The organism is Marinobacter sp. M5B, from assembly GCF_042604615.1.
Taxonomy (GTDB): Bacteria; Pseudomonadota; Gammaproteobacteria; order Pseudomonadales; family Oleiphilaceae; genus Marinobacter; species Marinobacter salarius.
In genome coordinates, this window is the sequence record NZ_CP156894.1 from 700,483 (window position 1) to 718,644 (window position 18,162).

At 53.0% G+C, this 18,162-nt stretch carries 10 protein-coding genes and 1 pseudogene; 8 read left to right on the top strand and 3 right to left on the bottom strand.

Annotated features, from left to right (window positions below):
* Nucleotides 1-62 precede the first annotated feature (62 nt).
* From AAGD24_RS03175 to aceF, 3 genes are all read left to right on the top strand, one after another.
* Complete coding sequence (locus AAGD24_RS03175; protein WP_379866549.1) at nucleotides 63-1,502, top strand: aldehyde dehydrogenase family protein; 1,440 nt, start codon at nucleotides 63-65, stop codon at nucleotides 1,500-1,502.
* 306 nt (nucleotides 1,503-1,808) lie between these two features.
* Complete coding sequence (gene aceE, locus AAGD24_RS03180) at nucleotides 1,809-4,487, top strand: pyruvate dehydrogenase (acetyl-transferring), homodimeric type (protein ID WP_379866551.1); 2,679 nt, start codon at nucleotides 1,809-1,811, stop codon at nucleotides 4,485-4,487.
* Between the two features lie 10 nt (nucleotides 4,488-4,497).
* On the top strand, nucleotides 4,498-6,183 hold the full coding sequence (aceF, locus tag AAGD24_RS03185) for a dihydrolipoyllysine-residue acetyltransferase (protein ID WP_379866553.1): 1,686 nt from the start codon (nucleotides 4,498-4,500) through the stop codon (nucleotides 6,181-6,183).
* Between the two features lie 170 nt (nucleotides 6,184-6,353).
* On the opposite strand, the gene AAGD24_RS03190 is transcribed toward aceF, so the two are convergent.
* Entirely contained in the window at nucleotides 6,354-7,247 is an 894-nt protein-coding gene (locus tag AAGD24_RS03190; RefSeq protein ID WP_379866554.1) for a LysR family transcriptional regulator, read from the bottom strand.
* 71 nt (nucleotides 7,248-7,318) lie between these two features.
* Between AAGD24_RS03190 and AAGD24_RS03195 the strand changes: the two genes are divergently transcribed.
* From AAGD24_RS03195 to AAGD24_RS03215, 5 genes and pseudogenes are all read left to right on the top strand, one after another.
* A complete protein-coding gene (locus tag AAGD24_RS03195; RefSeq protein ID WP_379866556.1) occupies nucleotides 7,319-8,344 on the top strand; it encodes a permease in 1,026 nt (341 codons plus the stop codon).
* A 139-nt stretch (nucleotides 8,345-8,483) separates the two neighbouring features.
* Nucleotides 8,484-9,526 (top strand): annotated as a pseudogene (locus AAGD24_RS03200) (IS3 family transposase); the annotation flags it as partial.
* An 826-nt stretch (nucleotides 9,527-10,352) separates the two neighbouring features.
* Nucleotides 10,353-10,832: a hypothetical protein gene (locus AAGD24_RS03205; RefSeq protein WP_379866558.1), complete on the top strand. Its 480-nt coding sequence runs from the start codon at nucleotides 10,353-10,355 to the stop codon at nucleotides 10,830-10,832.
* Complete coding sequence (locus AAGD24_RS03210; protein ID WP_379866560.1) at nucleotides 10,825-13,245, top strand: hypothetical protein; 2,421 nt, start codon at nucleotides 10,825-10,827, stop codon at nucleotides 13,243-13,245. Before AAGD24_RS03205 ends, AAGD24_RS03210 begins: the two co-directional genes overlap by 8 nt.
* Nucleotides 13,242-16,313 carry a hypothetical protein gene (locus tag AAGD24_RS03215; RefSeq protein ID WP_379866562.1) on the top strand — a complete coding sequence of 1,024 codons (3,072 nt, stop codon included), beginning with the start codon at nucleotides 13,242-13,244 and terminating at the stop codon, nucleotides 16,311-16,313. Before AAGD24_RS03210 ends, AAGD24_RS03215 begins: the two co-directional genes overlap by 4 nt.
* Before the next feature lie 210 nt (nucleotides 16,314-16,523).
* Here AAGD24_RS03215 and AAGD24_RS03220 read toward each other — a convergent pair whose 3' ends face one another.
* Together AAGD24_RS03220 and AAGD24_RS03225 are read right to left on the bottom strand one after the other, a co-directional pair.
* Nucleotides 16,524-17,768: a type II toxin-antitoxin system HipA family toxin gene (locus AAGD24_RS03220; protein ID WP_379866564.1), complete on the bottom strand. Its 1,245-nt coding sequence runs from the start codon at nucleotides 17,766-17,768 to the stop codon at nucleotides 16,524-16,526.
* Nucleotides 17,758-18,114, bottom strand: coding sequence for a multiprotein-bridging factor 1 family protein (locus tag AAGD24_RS03225; RefSeq protein ID WP_379866565.1), 357 nt, complete (start codon nucleotides 18,112-18,114; stop codon nucleotides 17,758-17,760). Before AAGD24_RS03225 ends, AAGD24_RS03220 begins: the two co-directional genes overlap by 11 nt.
* Between the last annotated feature and the right edge of the window lie 48 nt (nucleotides 18,115-18,162).

An 18,162-nucleotide genomic window follows, 5' to 3' on the forward strand; every position in this document is an offset into this window, starting at 1 on the left:
GAAACGCAACCAGACACTGCCAGACAACGCCTCAGTTGACTATGGCGAGAGGAGGCCCCCCGGTGGTAGCTAAACATTTGATCGACGGTAACTGGGTTGCACATGGCACCTTGAAAGACACTATTAACCCGGCCAGTGGAGAGCCGGCGGGCCAGTACCATCTAGGCGACAGTGGCCTTGTTGAAGAGGCCATTGGCGCTGCCCGGCAGGCGTTCGAGCTTGAAACCTGGTCAATGCGGCCTCGACTCCGGGCTGAAGTCCTGCTGGACTTCGCCGCCCAACTCGAGCGCAATGCGGAGGAGTTGGTTGAAGTCATCATCAAGGAGAACGGCAAAATTCGCCGGGAAGCGATCGGTGAGGTTCATGCTTGTGTGAGTGAGGCCCGCTACTACGCAGGTCTGGCTCGAACGATTTCTGGGCGGGTTCAGGAAACTGACGCGGGTAAGCTGTCGATATTTCTGCGGGAACCTGTCGGCGTCGTCGGAATAATTGTGCCCTGGAACGCTCCCGCTGCTTTACTCGTTCGCAGCATAGCGCCCGCCCTTGCAGCGGGGTGCGTAGTAGTTATTAAACCTGCGCCTCAGACCTCTAACGTCAACCATCTGATGATGGCGTGCTTGCAGGCGTGCAAAGGCCTTCCCAAAGGTGTGGTCAATTCCGTCAATAACGATGAGGGAAGCGTTGTTGGTCAGGCCATCGCGGCATCGGAAAATGTCGACTGCATTAGTTTTACAGGTTCCTCAGCAGCCGGGAAGTCGATCATGGCAGGGGCGGCGGGCACGCTGAAGCGATTAAGCCTGGAGCTCGGCGGCAAAGCGCCAGCCTTGGTATTTGCTGACGCGGATCTCAGTACCGCCGTTCCTGAAATTGTTCACGGTTCCATCCCCATTTCAGGGCAAATGTGTATGGCTGTCAGCAGAGTGCTGGTGCATAGACAGCACTACGATGAATTGGCAGACAAACTTGCCCATGCCTTCGGAAGCCTTGTGATCGGCCCGGGTTCGGACCCTGCGACGCACTTGGCGCCTCTAATCGATGTCGCTAACCGAGACCGGGTACTACAGGTGGTGGAAGACGCAGGACGGCAGTCTGAAATTCTACTGCGGGGCCAAGCGCTTGAGGGCGGGAAATTTTCCGGCGGCGCCTACTGTAGCCCTAGCATTATCGCGGCCGGGTCTACTGATCTCTCCATCGTCCAGGAAGAAATTTTTGGTCCTGTCATAACGCTTGAGACATTCACGAGTGAGGCAGAAGCGATCAATAAGGCGAACGCCACCCGCTATGGCCTTGCGGCAAGTGTATACACCCAAAGCCTCCGGACGGCACAGCTAGCCTCCCGTCGTCTCAAAGCCGGAACAGTTTGGATCAATAGTCACTTGCGTATAGGAGCTGAGACCGAGACCGGTGGCTACCGCCAGAGCGGATTCGGGCGCCTGCATGGGCCAGGTGGTCTGGATGATTTCTTGGAGATGAAGCATATCTATCAAGAGATTCGACTGTAACTTCCTCTGTGGCTTGTCTGGCGAATGAGCGGCAGCGCACCGACGTTGGCAGCAGTTGTCAATTTAGAGGTAATGGGGGCGTAACTTTGAAGGCTAACCGGCGAAAACCGACCCAAAAATCTGCTTCCAGTAGGGGGCACTCGCTCATCAGAGTATTTTCCGCGACTTGCAGACTTAATGCACGTTGCGACTGTGGTGGGTCAGCTCGTCATGAGTGCCAATAAACTGATGTACCACACAGTAATGGCTCTGCATTGATAGGCCCACATCTTATTTCACCGACCTTGGCTATCGAAGGATATGCATATGCATAGGGATGAAGACCCAACAGAGACCAGTGAATGGCTGGATGCGCTGGAGTCTCTGATCGAACAGGAGGGCGTTGATCGCGCCAAGTACATACTCGAAAGGCTCTCCGAACGAGCCAGCCGCGACGGCACTGAGTTGCCCTATTCCATCACCACGCCCTTCCGCAACACGATTCCTGTCACCCAGGAATCCAGAATGCCGGGTGATCTGTTCATGGAGCGGCGTATTCGCTCGCTGATCCGCTGGAACGCCATGGCCATGGTGCTGCGGGCCAATCAGCGCCCGGGTGATCTGGGCGGGCACGTGTCATCCTTCTCCTCGGCGGCCACATTGTATGATGTTGGCTTCAACTACTTCTTCCACGGCGGTGACGAGAAGCGTGAATCGGATCTGGTGTATTTCCAGGGCCACTCCTCTCCCGGCATTTATGCCCGTTCCTACCTGGAAGGGCGTTTTGACGAAGATCAGTTGGACAAGTACCGGGAAGAGGTTGACGGCGACGGCCTGTCATCCTACCCGCACCCCTGGCTGATGCCGGATTACTGGCAGTTCCCAACGGTGTCCATGGGCCTCGGGCCGATCCAGGCCATCTATCAGGCCCACGTGATGAAGTACCTGCACAGCCGCGAGCTGATCGACATGGGGGACCGCAAGGTCTGGTGCTTTGTCGGTGATGGCGAGTGCGACGAGCCTGAAACCCTGGGTTCCATCTCTGTGGCTGGCCGCGAAAACCTCAGCAACCTGATTTTCGTGGTTAACTGTAACCTGCAGCGTCTCGACGGCCCTGTGCGTGGTAACGGCAAGATTATCCAGGAACTGGAAGGCGTGTTCCGCGGAGCCGGTTGGAACGTACTGAAAGTGGTCTGGGGCCGCATGTGGGATCCCCTGTTCGAGAAGGATCAGGACGGCCTGTTGCAGCGTGTCATGGACGAAGCCGTTGACGGCGACCTGCAGAACTTCAAGAGCAACGGTCCGGCCTACACCCGTAAGCACTTCTTCGGCAAATACCCGGAGTTGTCCAAGATGGTGGAGAACCTCACCGACGAGGACATCAACAGGCTTAATCGCGGTGGCCACGACCCCTACAAGGTTTATGCCGCCTATCACCATGCCATTCACAACAATGGCGGGCGGCCGACGGTGATTCTGGCCCATACCATTAAAGGTTATGGCTTCGGTACGGCCGGCGAAGCGCAAAACACGGCACACTCGCTCAAGAAGCTCGATATCGAGCAACTGAAGGCCTTCCGTGATCGCTTTGCGGTGCCGCTGAAGGACGAAGAGCTCAAGGACGTGCCCTACTACCGGCCGGCGCCGGACAGTCCGGAAATTGTCTACATGAACAAGCGCCGGCAAGAGTTGGGTGGTTTCTATCCCAAGCGTCGCAAGGACTGTCAGCCGTTGCAGACGCCGCCACTGGATACCTTCAAGAACCTGCTGGAAGGCTCCAACGGTCGTGAGATCTCCACCACCATGGCGTTCGTGCGATTGCTGACGGCTCTGACAAAGGACAAGCGCATCGGTAAGAGAATTGTTCCGATCATACCGGACGAGGCGCGTACCTTCGGGATGGAGGGCATGTTCCGCCAGATGGGCATCTACACCTCTGAAGGCCAGAAGTACGTGCCGGAAGACCGTGACCAGATTATGTACTACAAGGAAGACAAGAAAGGTCAGGTACTTGAGGAAGGGATCAATGAGGACGGCTCGATGGCGGCCTGGATGGCAGCGGCGACCTCCTACAGCACCAACAACTTCCCGTTGATACCGTTCTACATTTTCTACTCCATGTTTGGCTTCCAGCGTGTGGGCGACCTGGCCTGGGCGTCGGGTGACATTCAGGCTCGCGGTTTCCTGGTGGGTGGTACCGCCGGGCGAACAACGCTGAACGGTGAAGGCCTGCAGCACCAGGACGGCCACAGCCACATCCTGGCTCAGACCATTCCCAGCTGTAAGGCCTATGACCCGGCTTACGGCTATGAGATGGCCGTGGTGGTTCAGCATGGCATCAAGGAAATGTTTGAAGACAATCAGAACGTCTTCTACTACCTGACCATCGAAAATGAAAACTACGAGCAGCCCGCCATGCCTGAAGGCAAGGACCGCAAGAAAGTGGAAGACGGCATCATCAAGGGCATGTATCTGCTGGATTCCGTTGAAACCAAGGGCCGTAAGAAAACGCCACGAGTTCAGATGATGGGCTCCGGTGCCATCCTTAATGAGGTGCGAGCGGCGGCGGAACTGCTGAAAGAAGACTTTGGTGTTGCCTCTGATATCTGGAGTGTGACCAGCTTCAACGAACTGGCCCGTGACGGCCTGCACATTGAGCGCTGGAATCGCCTGCACCCCGATGACACGCCCAAGAAATCGTACATCACACAATGCCTGGAGAAACAACAGGGACCGGTGGTGTCGTCCACGGACTACATCAAGTTGTTGTCCGAGCAGGTGCGTGCCTACATTCCGAAAACCTACCTGACCCTGGGCACCGACGGTTTCGGCCGCAGTGATACCCGCGAGAAATTGCGGAGTCACTTTGAGGTGGATCGTTACTACGTGGCAGTGACCGCGCTGGCAGCCCTGGCACGGGACGGTGAAATCAAGAATGACGTGGTTCTCGACGCTATGCGCAAGTACGGAATCGATCGCAACAAAACGAACCCGGTGCTGAGCTAAGGAGACCGCCATGAGTGAACAGGAAATCAAGGTTCCGGATCTCGGCGGTGCAGACGAGGTCGAGGTTATCGAAGTGCTCGTCAGTAAGGGCGATTCGGTTGAAGAGGAAGATCCGATACTGACGGTGGAGTCCGACAAGGCATCGGTAGAACTGCCGTCACCGGGTGCCGGAAAAATTACCAAGATCACCGTCAAAGTGGGTGACAAGGTCAAGGAAGGCGACGTTGTCGGCATGATGGAAGCCAGCAGCGACGATGGTGGCTCGGATGACGGCAAGGATTCTGGCGAAGACGCCAAGTCCGATGATAAAGGCGAGGCGGAAGCCAAGTCGGACGATAAGGAAGCCGAGTCTGAAGAGAAAAAGCCGGCACCGAAGAAATCCGGTGGTTCCCGTAAGGAAACCGTGAAGGTGCCCGCGTTGGACGGCTTCGACAATGTGCCGGTGATCGAGATCAACGTCAGCGAAGGTGATGAGGTTGAGGCGGACGATGCGCTGGTCACCGTGGAGTCCGACAAGGCCACCATGGAGATTCCGTCTCCCTATGCCGGCAAGATCGGCAAGATTCTGGTGTCCGAAGGCGACAAGATCTCCGAAGGTCTCGATCTGGTTGAAATGACCATTGTGGAAGAGGGTGGTGACGAAGGCGAGGAGGACTCATCGTCCGAGGCGTCTGAGTCCTCCGGCAAGGAAAAGCAGGAAGGTCAGCCTGAATCGAAAAGCAAGCCTTCCGAACCGAAGCCGGAACAGTCCTCGGCAACCTACGAACCACCGGCACCGGGTGCCAAGGTTCATGCGGGCCCGGCGGTGCGCAAGTTGGCCCGTGAATTCGGTGCGGATCTGACTCGCATCAAGGGTTCCGGCCCGAAGAGTCGCATTCTGAAGGACGATGTTCAGGCCTACGTGAAAAGCCAGCTGCAGCAGACGCAGCAGGGCAGCACGGTGGCTGGCGGTGGTGGTGCCGGTATTCCTGGCGTAAAACTGCCTGACTTCAGTCAGTTTGGTGAGATTGAGCGTGAATCCATGTCACGCATGATGTTCGCCACGGCGAACAATATGCAGCGCAGTTGGCTGAACGTGCCCCACGTCACCCAGTTCGAGGACGCGGACATCACCGACATGGAAGATTTCCGCAAGGCCCAGAAGGCGGCCGGCGAGAAGAGAGGTGTGAAGATGACACCGCTTCCGTTCCTGCTGAAGGCCTGCGCCACGGCGCTGGCGGAGCTGCCGCAGTTCAATGTGTCGCTGGATATGGACCGCAAGGAAGTGATCCGCAAGCAGTACATTCACATTGGTATTGCGGTGGACACGCCTCACGGGCTGATGGTGCCGGTGATCAAGGATGTCGACAAGAAGGGGCTCTGGGAGCTCGCGGCAGAAAGTGCGGACCTGGCGCAGAAGGCGCGGGACAAGCAGCTCAAACCGGCCGAGATGCAGGGCGCCTGCTTTACCATCACCAGTCTGGGTGGTATCGGCGGCACGGCGTTTACGCCGATCGTGAATACGCCGGAGGTGGCGATTCTTGGGGTGTCCAAGGCGGCGATGAAGCCGGTCTGGGATGGCAAGGACTTTCAGCCTCGGCTGATGCTGCCGCTGTCGCTGTCCTATGATCACCGGGCGGTAAATGGGGCGGATGCGGCCCGGTTTACGTCGGTGTTGAGTCAGTTGTTGGGGGATATTCGCTCCCTGCTTCTTTAGACCGCTATTGGTGATTGGACGTGATTCAGTAACAATGACACTCCCATCCCTTTAAAAGAGGAATTTACGAAAGGCACCTGAACGTTCGCTTTGCGACCAGGGCAGCCAGGCGCAATCACCCGCAGAACAGCCCATGAGCGGTGGGTGTAAAAAGGGATGTTTACATGGTTCTATTTATGTGTCCCGAAAGCCCTTTTTATGGCATCGCTCATAGCTTTCAACAAAGGTTCGCTTGCGCCTTCGCGTTGCTCAAGAACTAGGGATGAGTCTGGCATTGAAGGGAACCCATCGACTAGTGTTAAAACTCTGAAATCGTCTCGCAATGAGCTTTCTCCGAGAACCCCAACCGCGACACCGGCTGATACAGCTGCAGCGATACCTGTTACGCTCTCGCTGCTAAACGATACTTGGTAGTTTTTTTCAGATCTATCCAGAGCTTCAATCGCCCGATCACGCCACCAACATGTACGGTCAAACAAAGCGAGAGGAACGGGCTTTTGTTCGTGAATCAGATGATTCTTCGAAGTGACCCAGTGTGTTTTCTCGCGCCTCAATAGCAACGCATCATTCAGAGGAGCCTCAACAGCGTATACCGCTATATCGATTTCACCCTTTGCGAGAGCTTCAGGAAAACTTGCACTTAAGCTACATCGAACCGAGAGTTCGACTTGAGGATGGTCTCGGGAAAATTGGGCAATTACACCGGGAAGCAGTGTGCCTCCGTACTCGTCAGGAATCCCAATTCGAATTGAGCCTTGCAACTGATTTCCCTTCAACTCACCAATAGCTTCATCCAAGAGACCCACGATTTTTCGAGCAAACGGGAACAACTTCTCCCCGGCGGGTGTGAGAACCACCCCACGAGCAAGGCGCTGGAAGGCGGCTTGGCCCAAAGAATTTTCCAATTGCTTAATTTGAAGACTGACCGCTGATTGCGAGCGAAAGATACGCTCGGCAGCTCTGCTAAAGCTGCCGGTTTCTGCAACCGCCAGAAAGGTTCGCAGCAGGTCGCTGTTGAGTTTTTCAGTGTTTATTGGAGTATCAGTAAAGCTCATAGCATACATTTAAATTATTCGATTCATTAAAGATTACCTCTCTGCCACTATCAATTGCAAAGACGGAGAGGGTCAGAATCATGAGTGAAGTAGTCACCAAAAATGTTTCGTCTGTTTGGAAAAATTATAAATGGACAACTCTGGGCGTGCTTACTTGTCTGGTCGCTGCTGTTTTCTGGCCATACAGGTTTGTGGCCACGGCCTCCTTCGTAGTGGAGGGTATGCTGGAGGTATCTTACCTAGTCATCCCCGGTATTCTCGTTTCGGCGTGGGTGAACGCCAGTGGTGCGGGTGGCCGTATTAGGACGGCATTTGCGGGAAATCGGTTAACAGCGATCATAAGTGCCTCATCGATCGGGGCAATGACTCCGGTCTGTGGCGTAACGGTCTTGCCCTTAATGGGAGGATTGCTCGCCTCTGGTGTACCTCTAGCTCCGGTGATGGCCTTCTGGCTATCTTCACCAGTGACAGACCCAGCAATGTTTTCGGTAACGGCAGCAACTCTTGGAGTTCAGTTCGCTATCGCCAAGACCATCGCCGCGTTTCTGCTTGGTGTCTTTGGAGGTCTCGCGAGTACCGCTATATCCAACCGACTCTGGATACAAGCTCCCTTACGAGAGGTGAGTCTTGCTCTGCGCCTCGGAGAAAAAGCACATTGTGCGTCTACCGGAACTGAATATGCCATTTGGAAAGACCCAGCAAGAATCCAGCAATTCAACACCGAAGTTTTGGCAATGACTATACTTATCGTGATATGCCTGGGTCTGGCATTTGCCGCCGAATTTCAGATGCAAATGCATTTGGACCAAGCGGCTCTGGCAGATTATGTCGGCAAACAATCAAGCTGGGCGATACCGTTGGCGGTTCTTGTTGGGGCTCCGGCTTATCTTGATGGTTACGCGGCGCTCCCTCTTACACGGGGCTTAATCGATCACGGCATGTCGCCTGGTGCCGCAATGGCTTTTCTGGTTTCAGGTAGTGTGGTCAGCATCTGGGGAGCAATAGCAATTTTCCCGGTACTGAAATTAAAGCCATTTCTGTTTTATATGTTCCTGGCTTTAGTCGGGTCGTTAGCCGTCGGTTGGTCATACGACGGAATGACTTGATTTGAGGTCTGTATCATTGGCGAAGTTAAAAAAATGATCGGCTGGGGTCGGTTTCTGAATGTTCGCTTTGCTGACCTGCACCCAACTTTCTAATCCATCGTGATCTCAGTAATGTTCATCACCAGAGAGGACGATGAACATGAAGAAGCGATTCACCGAAGAACAAATCATTCCCATTCTAAAGGAAGCCGAGGCTGGCCTGCCGGGCAAAGAGTTGTGCCGAAAGTACAACATCTCGGACGCGACCTTTGACACCTGGCGCAAGAAGTTTGGCGGCCTGGGGCCTTCCGAGCTTCGACGTTTGAAGCAGCTGGAAGAGGAGAACCAGCGCCTCAAGCGGGTGGTGGCCGACCTGAGCCTGGACAAGGCCATGCTTCAGGATGTGCTGTCAAAAAAGATCTGAGTCCGCCTCGCAAGCGTCAGCTGGTCGATGATCTCCAGAAGCGGTTCGGGGTCAGCCAGCGGCAGGCTTGTGCGGTCCTGGGGCTCTCCAGGGCCTCCTACCACTACAAATCGGTGGCGCGGGATGCCTCCGCTCTGTCGATGCGGATCAGGGAAATCACTCAGGTGCGAGTCCACTATGGCTATCGCCGTGTGCATGTGTTGTTGCAGCGGGAGGGGTGGCAGGACAACCACAAACGCGTCTACCGGTTGTACCGCGAACAAGGCCTGTCACTGCGCCTGAAGCGGCCCAGACGAAACAAGGCCGCAAAGAATAGGCAGCCGATACCGCTGGGCGAGTTTCCGAACCACATCTGGGGCATGGACTTCGTATCGGATGCCCTGTTTGACGGCCGCCGGCTGCGGTTGCTGACCATCATTGACCTATTCACCAGGGAGTGTCTTGGCATCATCGTCGGACAAAGCCTGAAAGGCGAAGACGTCAAAGAAGCACTGACGCGGATCGCTCGCTTCCGGGGGAATCCGAAGATATTGAAGGCAGACAATGGATCCGAATTTGCTGGCAAGGTCATGGACCGCTGGGCTTATGAGAGGCAAATAGAAATCGATTTCTCACGGCCCGGGAAACCTACTGATAACGCCATCGTGGAATCATTCAATGGCCGACTGCGCCAGGAGTGCCTGAACGAGAATTGGTTTTTGTCACTAGCCGATGCCGAGCAGAAGATTGAGGCCTGGAGAACGTTCTACAATCAAGTCAGACCCCACTCCGCATTGGGGTGACCCACACCTTCTGACTACGCCCGAAAACACGCTGTTTCAGGTGGTTTGAAGCAGCAATTAGAGCCGGATTTTTCTGACAATAAGCGGTACTGAAACGGGGTCAGGGTCAGTAACGGACATTACTAGGGAGCAGTTGGATTAAAGACTGGGGGCAGGTCAGCGGGAATCTCGGATAATCGAAGGTAAAAATATTGCAGGCTGTTTTGCGAACTTCGGAATGAATGGAAGACTTTTTGATGGCCGAATTCCTTGGCTGGCACACCGACGCCAGCTGAAATAGCGCGTTTCAGAGCTTGAACGGAACAAGGCTTTCACTGGGCGTCCGAAAACCGAAAAAATTACCAGCTGTACAGGGAGAAGGCGGGTTTGAGTAGCGGGTCCAGTGGGCGTCTGATAAATAAGAAGAACAATCCATCCGAAACTACCCTCGACAACAAAAGCAGTTTGATCCGAAAACTCAGGTGAGTGGCGATTCCCGCGAATACTAGGTTTAGTTTATCGGGTGCTGCCGGAATCTCGGATAATCGAAGGTAAAAATATTGCAGGTTGTTCTGCGAACTTCGGAATGAATGGAAGACTTTTTGATGGCCGAATTCTTTGGCTGGTTCACCGAGACCAGCTTAAATAGCGCGTCTCAGAGCTTGAATCGAACAAGGCTTTCACTGGGCGTCCGATACATAGCAACAGCCTGAAGTACGTCCCCGCCCCTAGTTTTGAGGCCCGACTGTGGAAACCTCTTTCCAGTTTAAGCCTGAGCTTTTAACGGATAACAGCATCTTGAATTGTCTCTTACTTGAAGGTTTTCAGAAATTGGAGAATCGCCATGCTAAAGAGACGGTTATTGAAGGTGAAAATAGGAGAGATCGCGGGCCCTCATCCTAAAGCGTTGGAACTCACGCCCGAACTCGCAGGGTGTCTTCATTCCTGGTGTATTCGCAATTTTTCAGAATCTTCTGTCGACTCGTTACTGATGCTGCATCCACCAGTTGTGCAGCAGAATGAAAAAAAGGGATACCGAATCGTCGCAGGGTTTAGGTCCTATCAACTTGCTATCGCTCACCTTAAACCTGAACAGGCCATTCGAGTATGTGTCGTTTCAGGACTGGATGGAGATGAGATTCGTCAGCTTGCCCTTATCGATATCCTGGGATCGCCATTACTGCTGGGCCTAGGCTCCAAGCCCCAGAAACAGATCGAACGCCTTTGTGAAGCGTTCAATCATTGTAGGCTTGATGAGATCCATCCGGATTTGAACTCTTCTCGGGGCGTCAAACGTCTCCTCCAAGGACGCAGTGATGCTTAAAGATCTCATGGGGGTAGAATCCGATCAGTTGGAAGAGCTGGTTGCGCTTTTCGATATTCCGGACAACCCCAAGGCGCTGTACAACGTTCTCTCCGTCGTACTCAGAGTTAGCAAGATAGGTGGCTTCGAAGGGTTCCCCTATGAGCAGATGAATCGGCTCGAACCGCTCTGCCTCTCTCTCAAACGAGCTATTGAGGGCAGTCCGGATCATCAAAGATTGTTGCTTTGCTCAGCGGGAACGGGGTTCGCCATCTCGCTTCGAGGTCTCCTGACCAAGGCGCCCCTCTATTGTTTGCTCTTCTTTTCTCTTGAGGACAGCACTGGCGCAACCCTTCGTCGACTGCAGCAAGCCGGCATTGTTATTTGGAGTTCGCCCCACTTGGATGCGAAAAGGCGTAAGCAAATCCTTTATCAATATCAGTTTGCAGTTCGAACGATGTTGGAATCGAATTTGGGCCGCAACTGGCTGGGAGGCATTAATCCGGCAGAACTCTGCTCATTACGAGACGTTCGAAAGAGTTTTGTCGAAATGGAAAATCGCATTGGGTATTACGCCAGATACGAAAAAAATCTTGAGGTCGGAGATCGCCGACGCGGTTTGGAAATCTCAAAGCTTGCACGAAAGGCGATCCTCTCGATTGATGTCGCGCGCGGTGCTCATTCGGTCGGAGCGGTTACAAAGAAGCGAGGAAGTATCATCGTACGTAATCGCAGCTGGTCCGTCCGCGGCCCGCAACAGCTCGCTGATAATTGGATTCAGTGCTGCGTCCCCGCTTTCGGTGACTTCTTAAATCCGGAGAACTCAATCCATTTGGTTAGGCGAGAAAGCAATGAGGCGGATAACCTCAGTGAGCTTGCAATCCTCGATATGGAGCCGAGTGAATTGGAGTCTCAGGAAGAGTATCTGTTGTCAGATAGCGATACTCTCCCACTGTACGCAAGGGAGTTCAAAAACCGAATACGGATGCGGGGTATGGCGCAACGAATTGAAACACACAGTCAATTCCTGCCATTCAGCATCAGCCAGTTTACTCAACGTGAGCTCAAGCATTTGTTCAGAGCTTTGGACGACGTTTCGACCGATAAGAAGTATGGCATTGAAAAGGTTCTGGTGGCAGCGATGTTTGCGACTAGTAGTTGGATGGGGCGAGCTCAGAATCTGACTCTAGTGACTTCGGAAGAGAAAATTGTGAGGGGGGAATCAGAGATTCTGTATTTTAACCTCTCCTCATCGACATGGTTGATTCCGGCATTGGCGCCCGAATATCGGACTTCGACCGACAAGGCGGCCGAAGCATCGTCACGGTGGGTCCGCTGTGATTTCGTTGAGATTCCAGATCGGTTTGGCTTTAAACAGATTCTGGAAAGAGTCTTTGCCAGTGGGACAGGAGCAGCACTATTTAACAATAGGCGGAACCTAGGGGAAAGAACAAAACGATTCCTCAAGTCGATTTCACCGCGACACACCCTAGAGCGGGTCGAGCGATACCTACTCTACAGAACGGCCGGACGCTACGAGCCGGTCCAGGCAAGTTATCTGTTTGGGAATCCCATTAACTCGGCTTCGGCCAGAACGTTCTACACCTCTTTGGCTCTGGACTATTACAGAAAGGTCTACGCCTTGGTTTGCGATGATGTTCTGGAAGGATTGAATAGAACGTTGCGACCAGCGGCGTTTACAGCAAATAACGAGGATCACTTTTTGGGAGCCAGATACTGCCCAACGTCCGATGCACTCAAGCAGGTCGTTGAGGAAATTGGTGCAAAAGTTGAGTTTTGGCGAGCAAGTTTAGGTCTGAAAAAGGAAGCCTGGGTTGAGCTTCACAATTGGTTTACCGTTTTTTGCTCGGTAATCCAGGCGATACTCGTTGGAGCGAGAGGAGTCACTGAGCCGTTGTTATCTCCAGAGAAAATAACATCGGATGGAATTGCCATATTCCGCGATAAGGATGGCTCCGATCAGTTTCATACGCGCTCTATTCAGTTGCATCCAATGGCGTGGGAAGTGACGAAGAGGTATGAGCGTCATCGCCAGAGGATTCTTGCACGATTGGCTCTCGTAAACTACGAAACCTTCTCTTTGTTGGGGTTTGAAAAGTCTTTTTGGTCCTTTTTTCTAGACCCTCACGGAGGCTTGGTCGAAGTCCGGCCATCCACAATCAGTCCTTATCTGCAAGAGTCAACAAACCTGCCTTTTAATTCTTTCCGCAAGTATCTGCGGACTCGACTGATTGAACTCGAAGTGGCTCCTGAGGCGGTTGATGCGCTACTGGGTCATGCTAGCTTTGGCGAGCAAGCTTGGGGGAAGTTCTCCTGCGTGACCTCAGCTGAGCTGTATCGGGAACAGAGGCGAGGGTTAGATAGCATCATCAAGGAGCTAGGCCTGAGGCTCCTTCCGGGGTTGTCCTCTTGATTTCGGCGGCTGAAATTCCAGCGTTCTGTGAACAACTGTACGGTTTGGATTGGTTGGAACAATTCAAGCGGATTGAGAATGTCGGGAGCAAGGCTCTGATCAGTCCACTCGTCGCCCAGTGTGGCTTGGCTGAAGCCAGCCGAATTTTGCCGAAAATCATGGTGTACCTGAGGCAAGCCTGCCAACGAGAACCCATTAATCTTCCCAACCCCATCCTGTCTAGGCTGAAGCGACCAGCCGCTCGACTCAACGAGCAGATCCGCAGAGATTTGGTCGATCTAGCGGAGCTGGACCAGTGCTTTTTAAATACGGTGGCCGCCGTGGATTCTCTACACATGGATGATGTTTTGGCGCTGGTACTCTTCTCTGCCATGCGTTTCGGAGGATGTATCAATGCGGGCAAACTTCACGCCTTGATGATGGGCCTTAGAGAACTACCAAACCGTTACCAGAACCACTATTGGTTCGAGCTTGAGCACGCAAGCGGGGTCGAGCAGATTTGGCGTCCTGACCCGCTAACGCTGGTGCTCTTGGTGACTTGGTACACTAAAGAATTCCACCTCCAATGGGCGTCCGACTTACCTCTCGCACCCAACCCGCACCGAGTTATCGCAAGTTTTTTCAGAAAGCGGAAGGTTTGGGCCCGCCACGGAATGCCAATTACTCGGTTGCTGGACACCGTGTCGGCAAAACTGAGTTCGGATATATCTCCCATACTGGCAGACTGCGCGAGGGGCGTTATCGACAATCGTACGTTGTCACCTATCGCATTTCGCCGATACCTCACCGGCAAAGCACCGAGGTGCTCCTTTTCCGAATTGGATCAGCAGGCCTCAAGGAAACCACGAAGAGAACAGCGTCGGGGTTTTGCCGCGTCCGTAAAACCAGTCACCGGGAATCCGCAGAGCGAGAGCCAGTTCTGGGCGCATGTGCGAAGAATTTTGCGCACAGAATCAAAGAGAGCGGTTGCGAGGGATCGTGTAGGCGCGCTGCTAGAGGCAAGTACGCGAACGCTATCACCGATAGCTCAATTACTTGCAGAGTGGGTGAGTCATCTGCTGACGACTGAAAACCAGTGGGGCAATCGCTTAAAACCGAGTTCCATTGGTCTTGAACTCTCTTCGATACTCAACGGATTGCGGAGCAGTATCGGAAGTAGCGAATGCTTGCATTTTCTGGGCTCTGAGTGGGGAGAGATTTATTCGCAACTGCTTGATGCCAAGGAGTCTCTTGGTTCGCAGAGGATGGTGCAAAAAAGTCTTGCCGAGTTTCATCGATTTCTGATGGAGATACATGGTGCAAATGAAACAGACGGGGTGAACCTGGTTGTTAGCAGCAGTGCACGAGGATTACCTCAAGTAGATTCGAATATTTTGCTCGAGCCAGAGTACCAGGCTGCGTATAGGTATTTTGATGATCAGCGCAGTAGGTCAAAGAATAGCGACTCGTGGGAACTCGCAACGTGCCAACTGATTGCACTCATCCTCGGGTTTCGATGCGGCCTGAGACGAAGTGAAGTTTACTGGCTGAGGCTAGATGACATCGAGCTGGGATCGCAAGCGGAGATATTGCTGGCAGGGAAGAGGGCAGTGGCGCTGAAAACTAATGCGGCCAACCGGAGAAGCCCGATATACCTCCTAATGAAGCCTTGGGAGTTATTCGTCATCAAAGATTGGATTCGTTGGAAGCTTGATTCGGGCAATGCCGATGACTCACACCTTTTCTCAACAAAGAATCCCCAGCGAATGTTGATTGACGCCAGTGACATATTTGACCCGCTGCAATCGGTCCTGCAAGTCATTACCGGCAATTGTCATGCTCGCTTTCACCATTTGCGCCATAGTTTCGCCACGCACAGCTTCACAGCTTGGATGTGTCCCAATGCTGTCGAGCCCAGTTCTCGGGAATGGGTGCTGAGGCAAAGGCGGGACATCCTCAATGCCAGAAACGGAACTGGAGAATCGAAGAAGGTCGCCAAGGCGCTACATGTCATGGTGGGACATGCGACTGTCGAGATGTCGCTGACTCACTACGTGCATAGTGCAGAGTGGGTCATGTTTGAACGATTGCATTTGATAAGCCCTCATCTCTCCGTTATAGAATTGTCCCACCTACTCGGACTGACCGAGCGGCAAATCCAGAGATTATCCAAAGACTTGTCGCTGAGAGCGGTTTCTCTGCAAGGGGTTGCCCAAAGAAAACTCAGTCGTATTACACCCGAAATTGATATCTCGAATTGGTGCGCACCAGAGCATAAGAGGATTCAAATTCGGGGCAGAAAGGCCTTCCGCGAACGGGAATGGGTCTTGGACCTTTGGAGTGCGCTTCAAATTTATCAAAGTCGAGGTTCTTCGATAAATGATTTGGCGGAGAGGTTCAATTTACGCCCTGAGACGATAGAACGAAGTCTCCTGCGTGCAAAACAGATTTTTAGCATTAAATACGGTACCGCGGGTCACGATTACTATCGCCATCGTCCTACATCCTGGGCTGAGCCGAATCCGGCACCAGTTATATTTGATTTTCCTGCAAAACAGAAAGATTTACGGTCGGCATTAACATTGGTTAGGTCCTATGAGGGGTTGCCTAAGCGCCAAAAAAGGGTTGCTCGCTGGGCGGTCAAGTACTTCTTGGATCATGGCAGCTCGGGTAGGGCTCAAATCACATTCCGTGATAAGACATCTCTACGAAAGTTTGCTCGGGCGCTCGAGATCCTTGATGTTCAGGCAACCGTTCGGTCAGGAAATGACGTCAAGCAAATTCCACGTTTTCGATTGAAACTGGTTATGCCGTCATCTGTGGATTCTGCTGAACGAAAAGCAGCTTGGGATTTTTGGCTAAGAGGGTTTTCTTGCTATCCGTTCCAAATGAAAGACGAGGTGGCCGCGGCGCTCGGACAGATGGGGCGAATAGAACTCTCTATATTGGCTTTCAAGGGCAGATCGCCTGCAAGGAGCGACACTAAAAGAATAAACAGCAGGCCAGGCGATTGGGGGGTCAGACTTGGGCTATATTTGATTGCAATTGCTCTTGGGTGGGGAGAGGAAGGCGAGTTCGAGCATATCTAGGTCCGCCCACTTGTCCCGAAGAGAACGCACCCCAGACAGTATTTACTTGCAGCGCTCGTGCGGAGTGTTGGGTACTGAGGAATGTCATATAAGGCCTTATATGACATTCGGGCTGACGTGTGATGCTCCATCTGGACGGACGCTGAGTGGCTCTTATTAGGTTTATATTTTTGACGCGCCAAGCTTATCAACAGCGTTTTCGCTATGGCCTCACTCTTCATAGATAGAAGGATTCAGGAATTGCCTCTTCCAGAAGAATTTCTTTTCCACGTCGGTCATTTTTGCTTCTTCACAAGCCTGATCCCAGTAGTTTCTAATCGTCACTTGCAATGATTCTATGTTCTCATTGGCCTGAACCTCGGTGAGATTGAACTTGTGAGCTGCCTTCTTGCTCAGAGCTAACGTGCTTTGGTTATTGCCATCAATGAGTGCCATAGCCTGACTGGCAATGCCTGTTGATCGATTCTGCGGACAGATGTCGTATGCGGGTGTGAGTTCTAGGGCATTGCCATCATAGAATGCCGCGTGATTTCGAGCATGGTCGTCCGTATTGCCGCAAAGTATATTGAACACCATGCGACGGTACAGCTCCTGCAGGGTCTGCGTTGGGTTGTGGAACTTCTGGCGGATCAGATCTGTAAGCTCCTCATAACTGGCATAGCGGGCGTACATTTCGTCTAACTGAAAAAGGGTCAGGGCAGAGAGCATGAGCTTTCGTTGAAACTGATCACCCTTGGGGACGCGGTCGAAGCGTTCAACCAGCAGCACATCCCGACCAGCAGCCGACTCCATCCGCACTGGAGCGACGTTGATTCCGGCCAGCTCCGCCAGTCGCATAGCTACATATTCGGCCTTCACGACATTCTGGGTGTCCGTGGTTGATGAAAACTTAGCGACGTATTTCTTCTTGCCATCTTGCACCAAAGCTTTCGGGCGGGCACCGCCAATCGACGTGCCGTGGTTCAGTGCCCGGTCCAGCTCTGGCGTTAAAGGGAGGCCTTTTTGTACGCGATCAGAAGCCTCAAGTAGTTCAGCGATCGACGCGTTGTCAGTCTCTCGCGCTACGTACGTATGTGGAGATTCTTGGAAATCCAGAGCGCCGATTCGATCACTGCCGGATTCAATTAAGTAAGTCAGTTCATCCAATTCAGCAGTGTCGACATCACCACCCATCATCCGGTGAATGATGACCCTGCGTCCCCAGGCGTCCGGTGAGCCATCTCTGAGGCAACTTGGCATAGTCATATCGTTCACTGGGCGGTGTGAGCCTTTTCGCAAGGGCAATTCGTCTGGGTTCAGAGATATTGCCTTCTGATTTTGCAAATAGCTGTTGCCATAATTGAAATAGAGGTTGCCCTGTTTAGTCCGATAGATTCGGCCAGCCGCTACGGGGTCGACTTCTCCGGGTAGCCAGATCCAAACGTAGAGCTCATCTCGCGAGTCCTTAGAAGTCATCTTTCACAGTCTCCTTGGGCTTTCGGGCTGATTGGGGAAGAAGAGCCTCTTTTTGAAGGGCTTCACTGATCTTGTAGTTCAGATACTTGGGGTTTGGAGTGTCTGTATTCTCTGGCTGGAAAAGTGGCACTCCAACGATAAATGCGAGTTCGAACGCCACCCCGATTTCACCAGTTAATCCCCCTTTTTCGACACGGCGGACAAAGTTGGGCGAGGTGCTTGCTCGTTCAGCCAGCTCTTCGATGGACATGCGTTTTTCTTTTCGTGCGTTCCTAATGAGTATGCCCAGCAGGCGGCAGGCTTCTTTCGTATAAAGGCTATAATTTCTGACTTTTTTTCGGGGCATTCCATTCACCTATGGCGTGTGAGCGGAGCTTATCATTCATTGTTGAAT

Coding starts and splice junctions, on each gene's coding strand:
- aceE (WP_379866551.1), top strand. CDS start 1,809: ATGCATAGGGATGAAGACCCAACAGAGACCAGTGAATGGCTGGATGCG.
- aceF (WP_379866553.1), top strand. CDS start 4,498: ATGAGTGAACAGGAAATCAAGGTTCCGGATCTCGGCGGTGCAGACGAG.
- AAGD24_RS03190 (WP_379866554.1), bottom strand. CDS start 7,247: ATGTATGCTATGAGCTTTACTGATACTCCAATAAACACTGAAAAACTC.
- AAGD24_RS03195 (WP_379866556.1), top strand. CDS start 7,319: ATGAGTGAAGTAGTCACCAAAAATGTTTCGTCTGTTTGGAAAAATTAT.
- AAGD24_RS03205 (WP_379866558.1), top strand. CDS start 10,353: ATGCTAAAGAGACGGTTATTGAAGGTGAAAATAGGAGAGATCGCGGGC.
- AAGD24_RS03210 (WP_379866560.1), top strand. CDS start 10,825: ATGCTTAAAGATCTCATGGGGGTAGAATCCGATCAGTTGGAAGAGCTG.
- AAGD24_RS03220 (WP_379866564.1), bottom strand. CDS start 17,768: ATGACTTCTAAGGACTCGCGAGATGAGCTCTACGTTTGGATCTGGCTA.
- AAGD24_RS03225 (WP_379866565.1), bottom strand. CDS start 18,114: ATGCCCCGAAAAAAAGTCAGAAATTATAGCCTTTATACGAAAGAAGCC.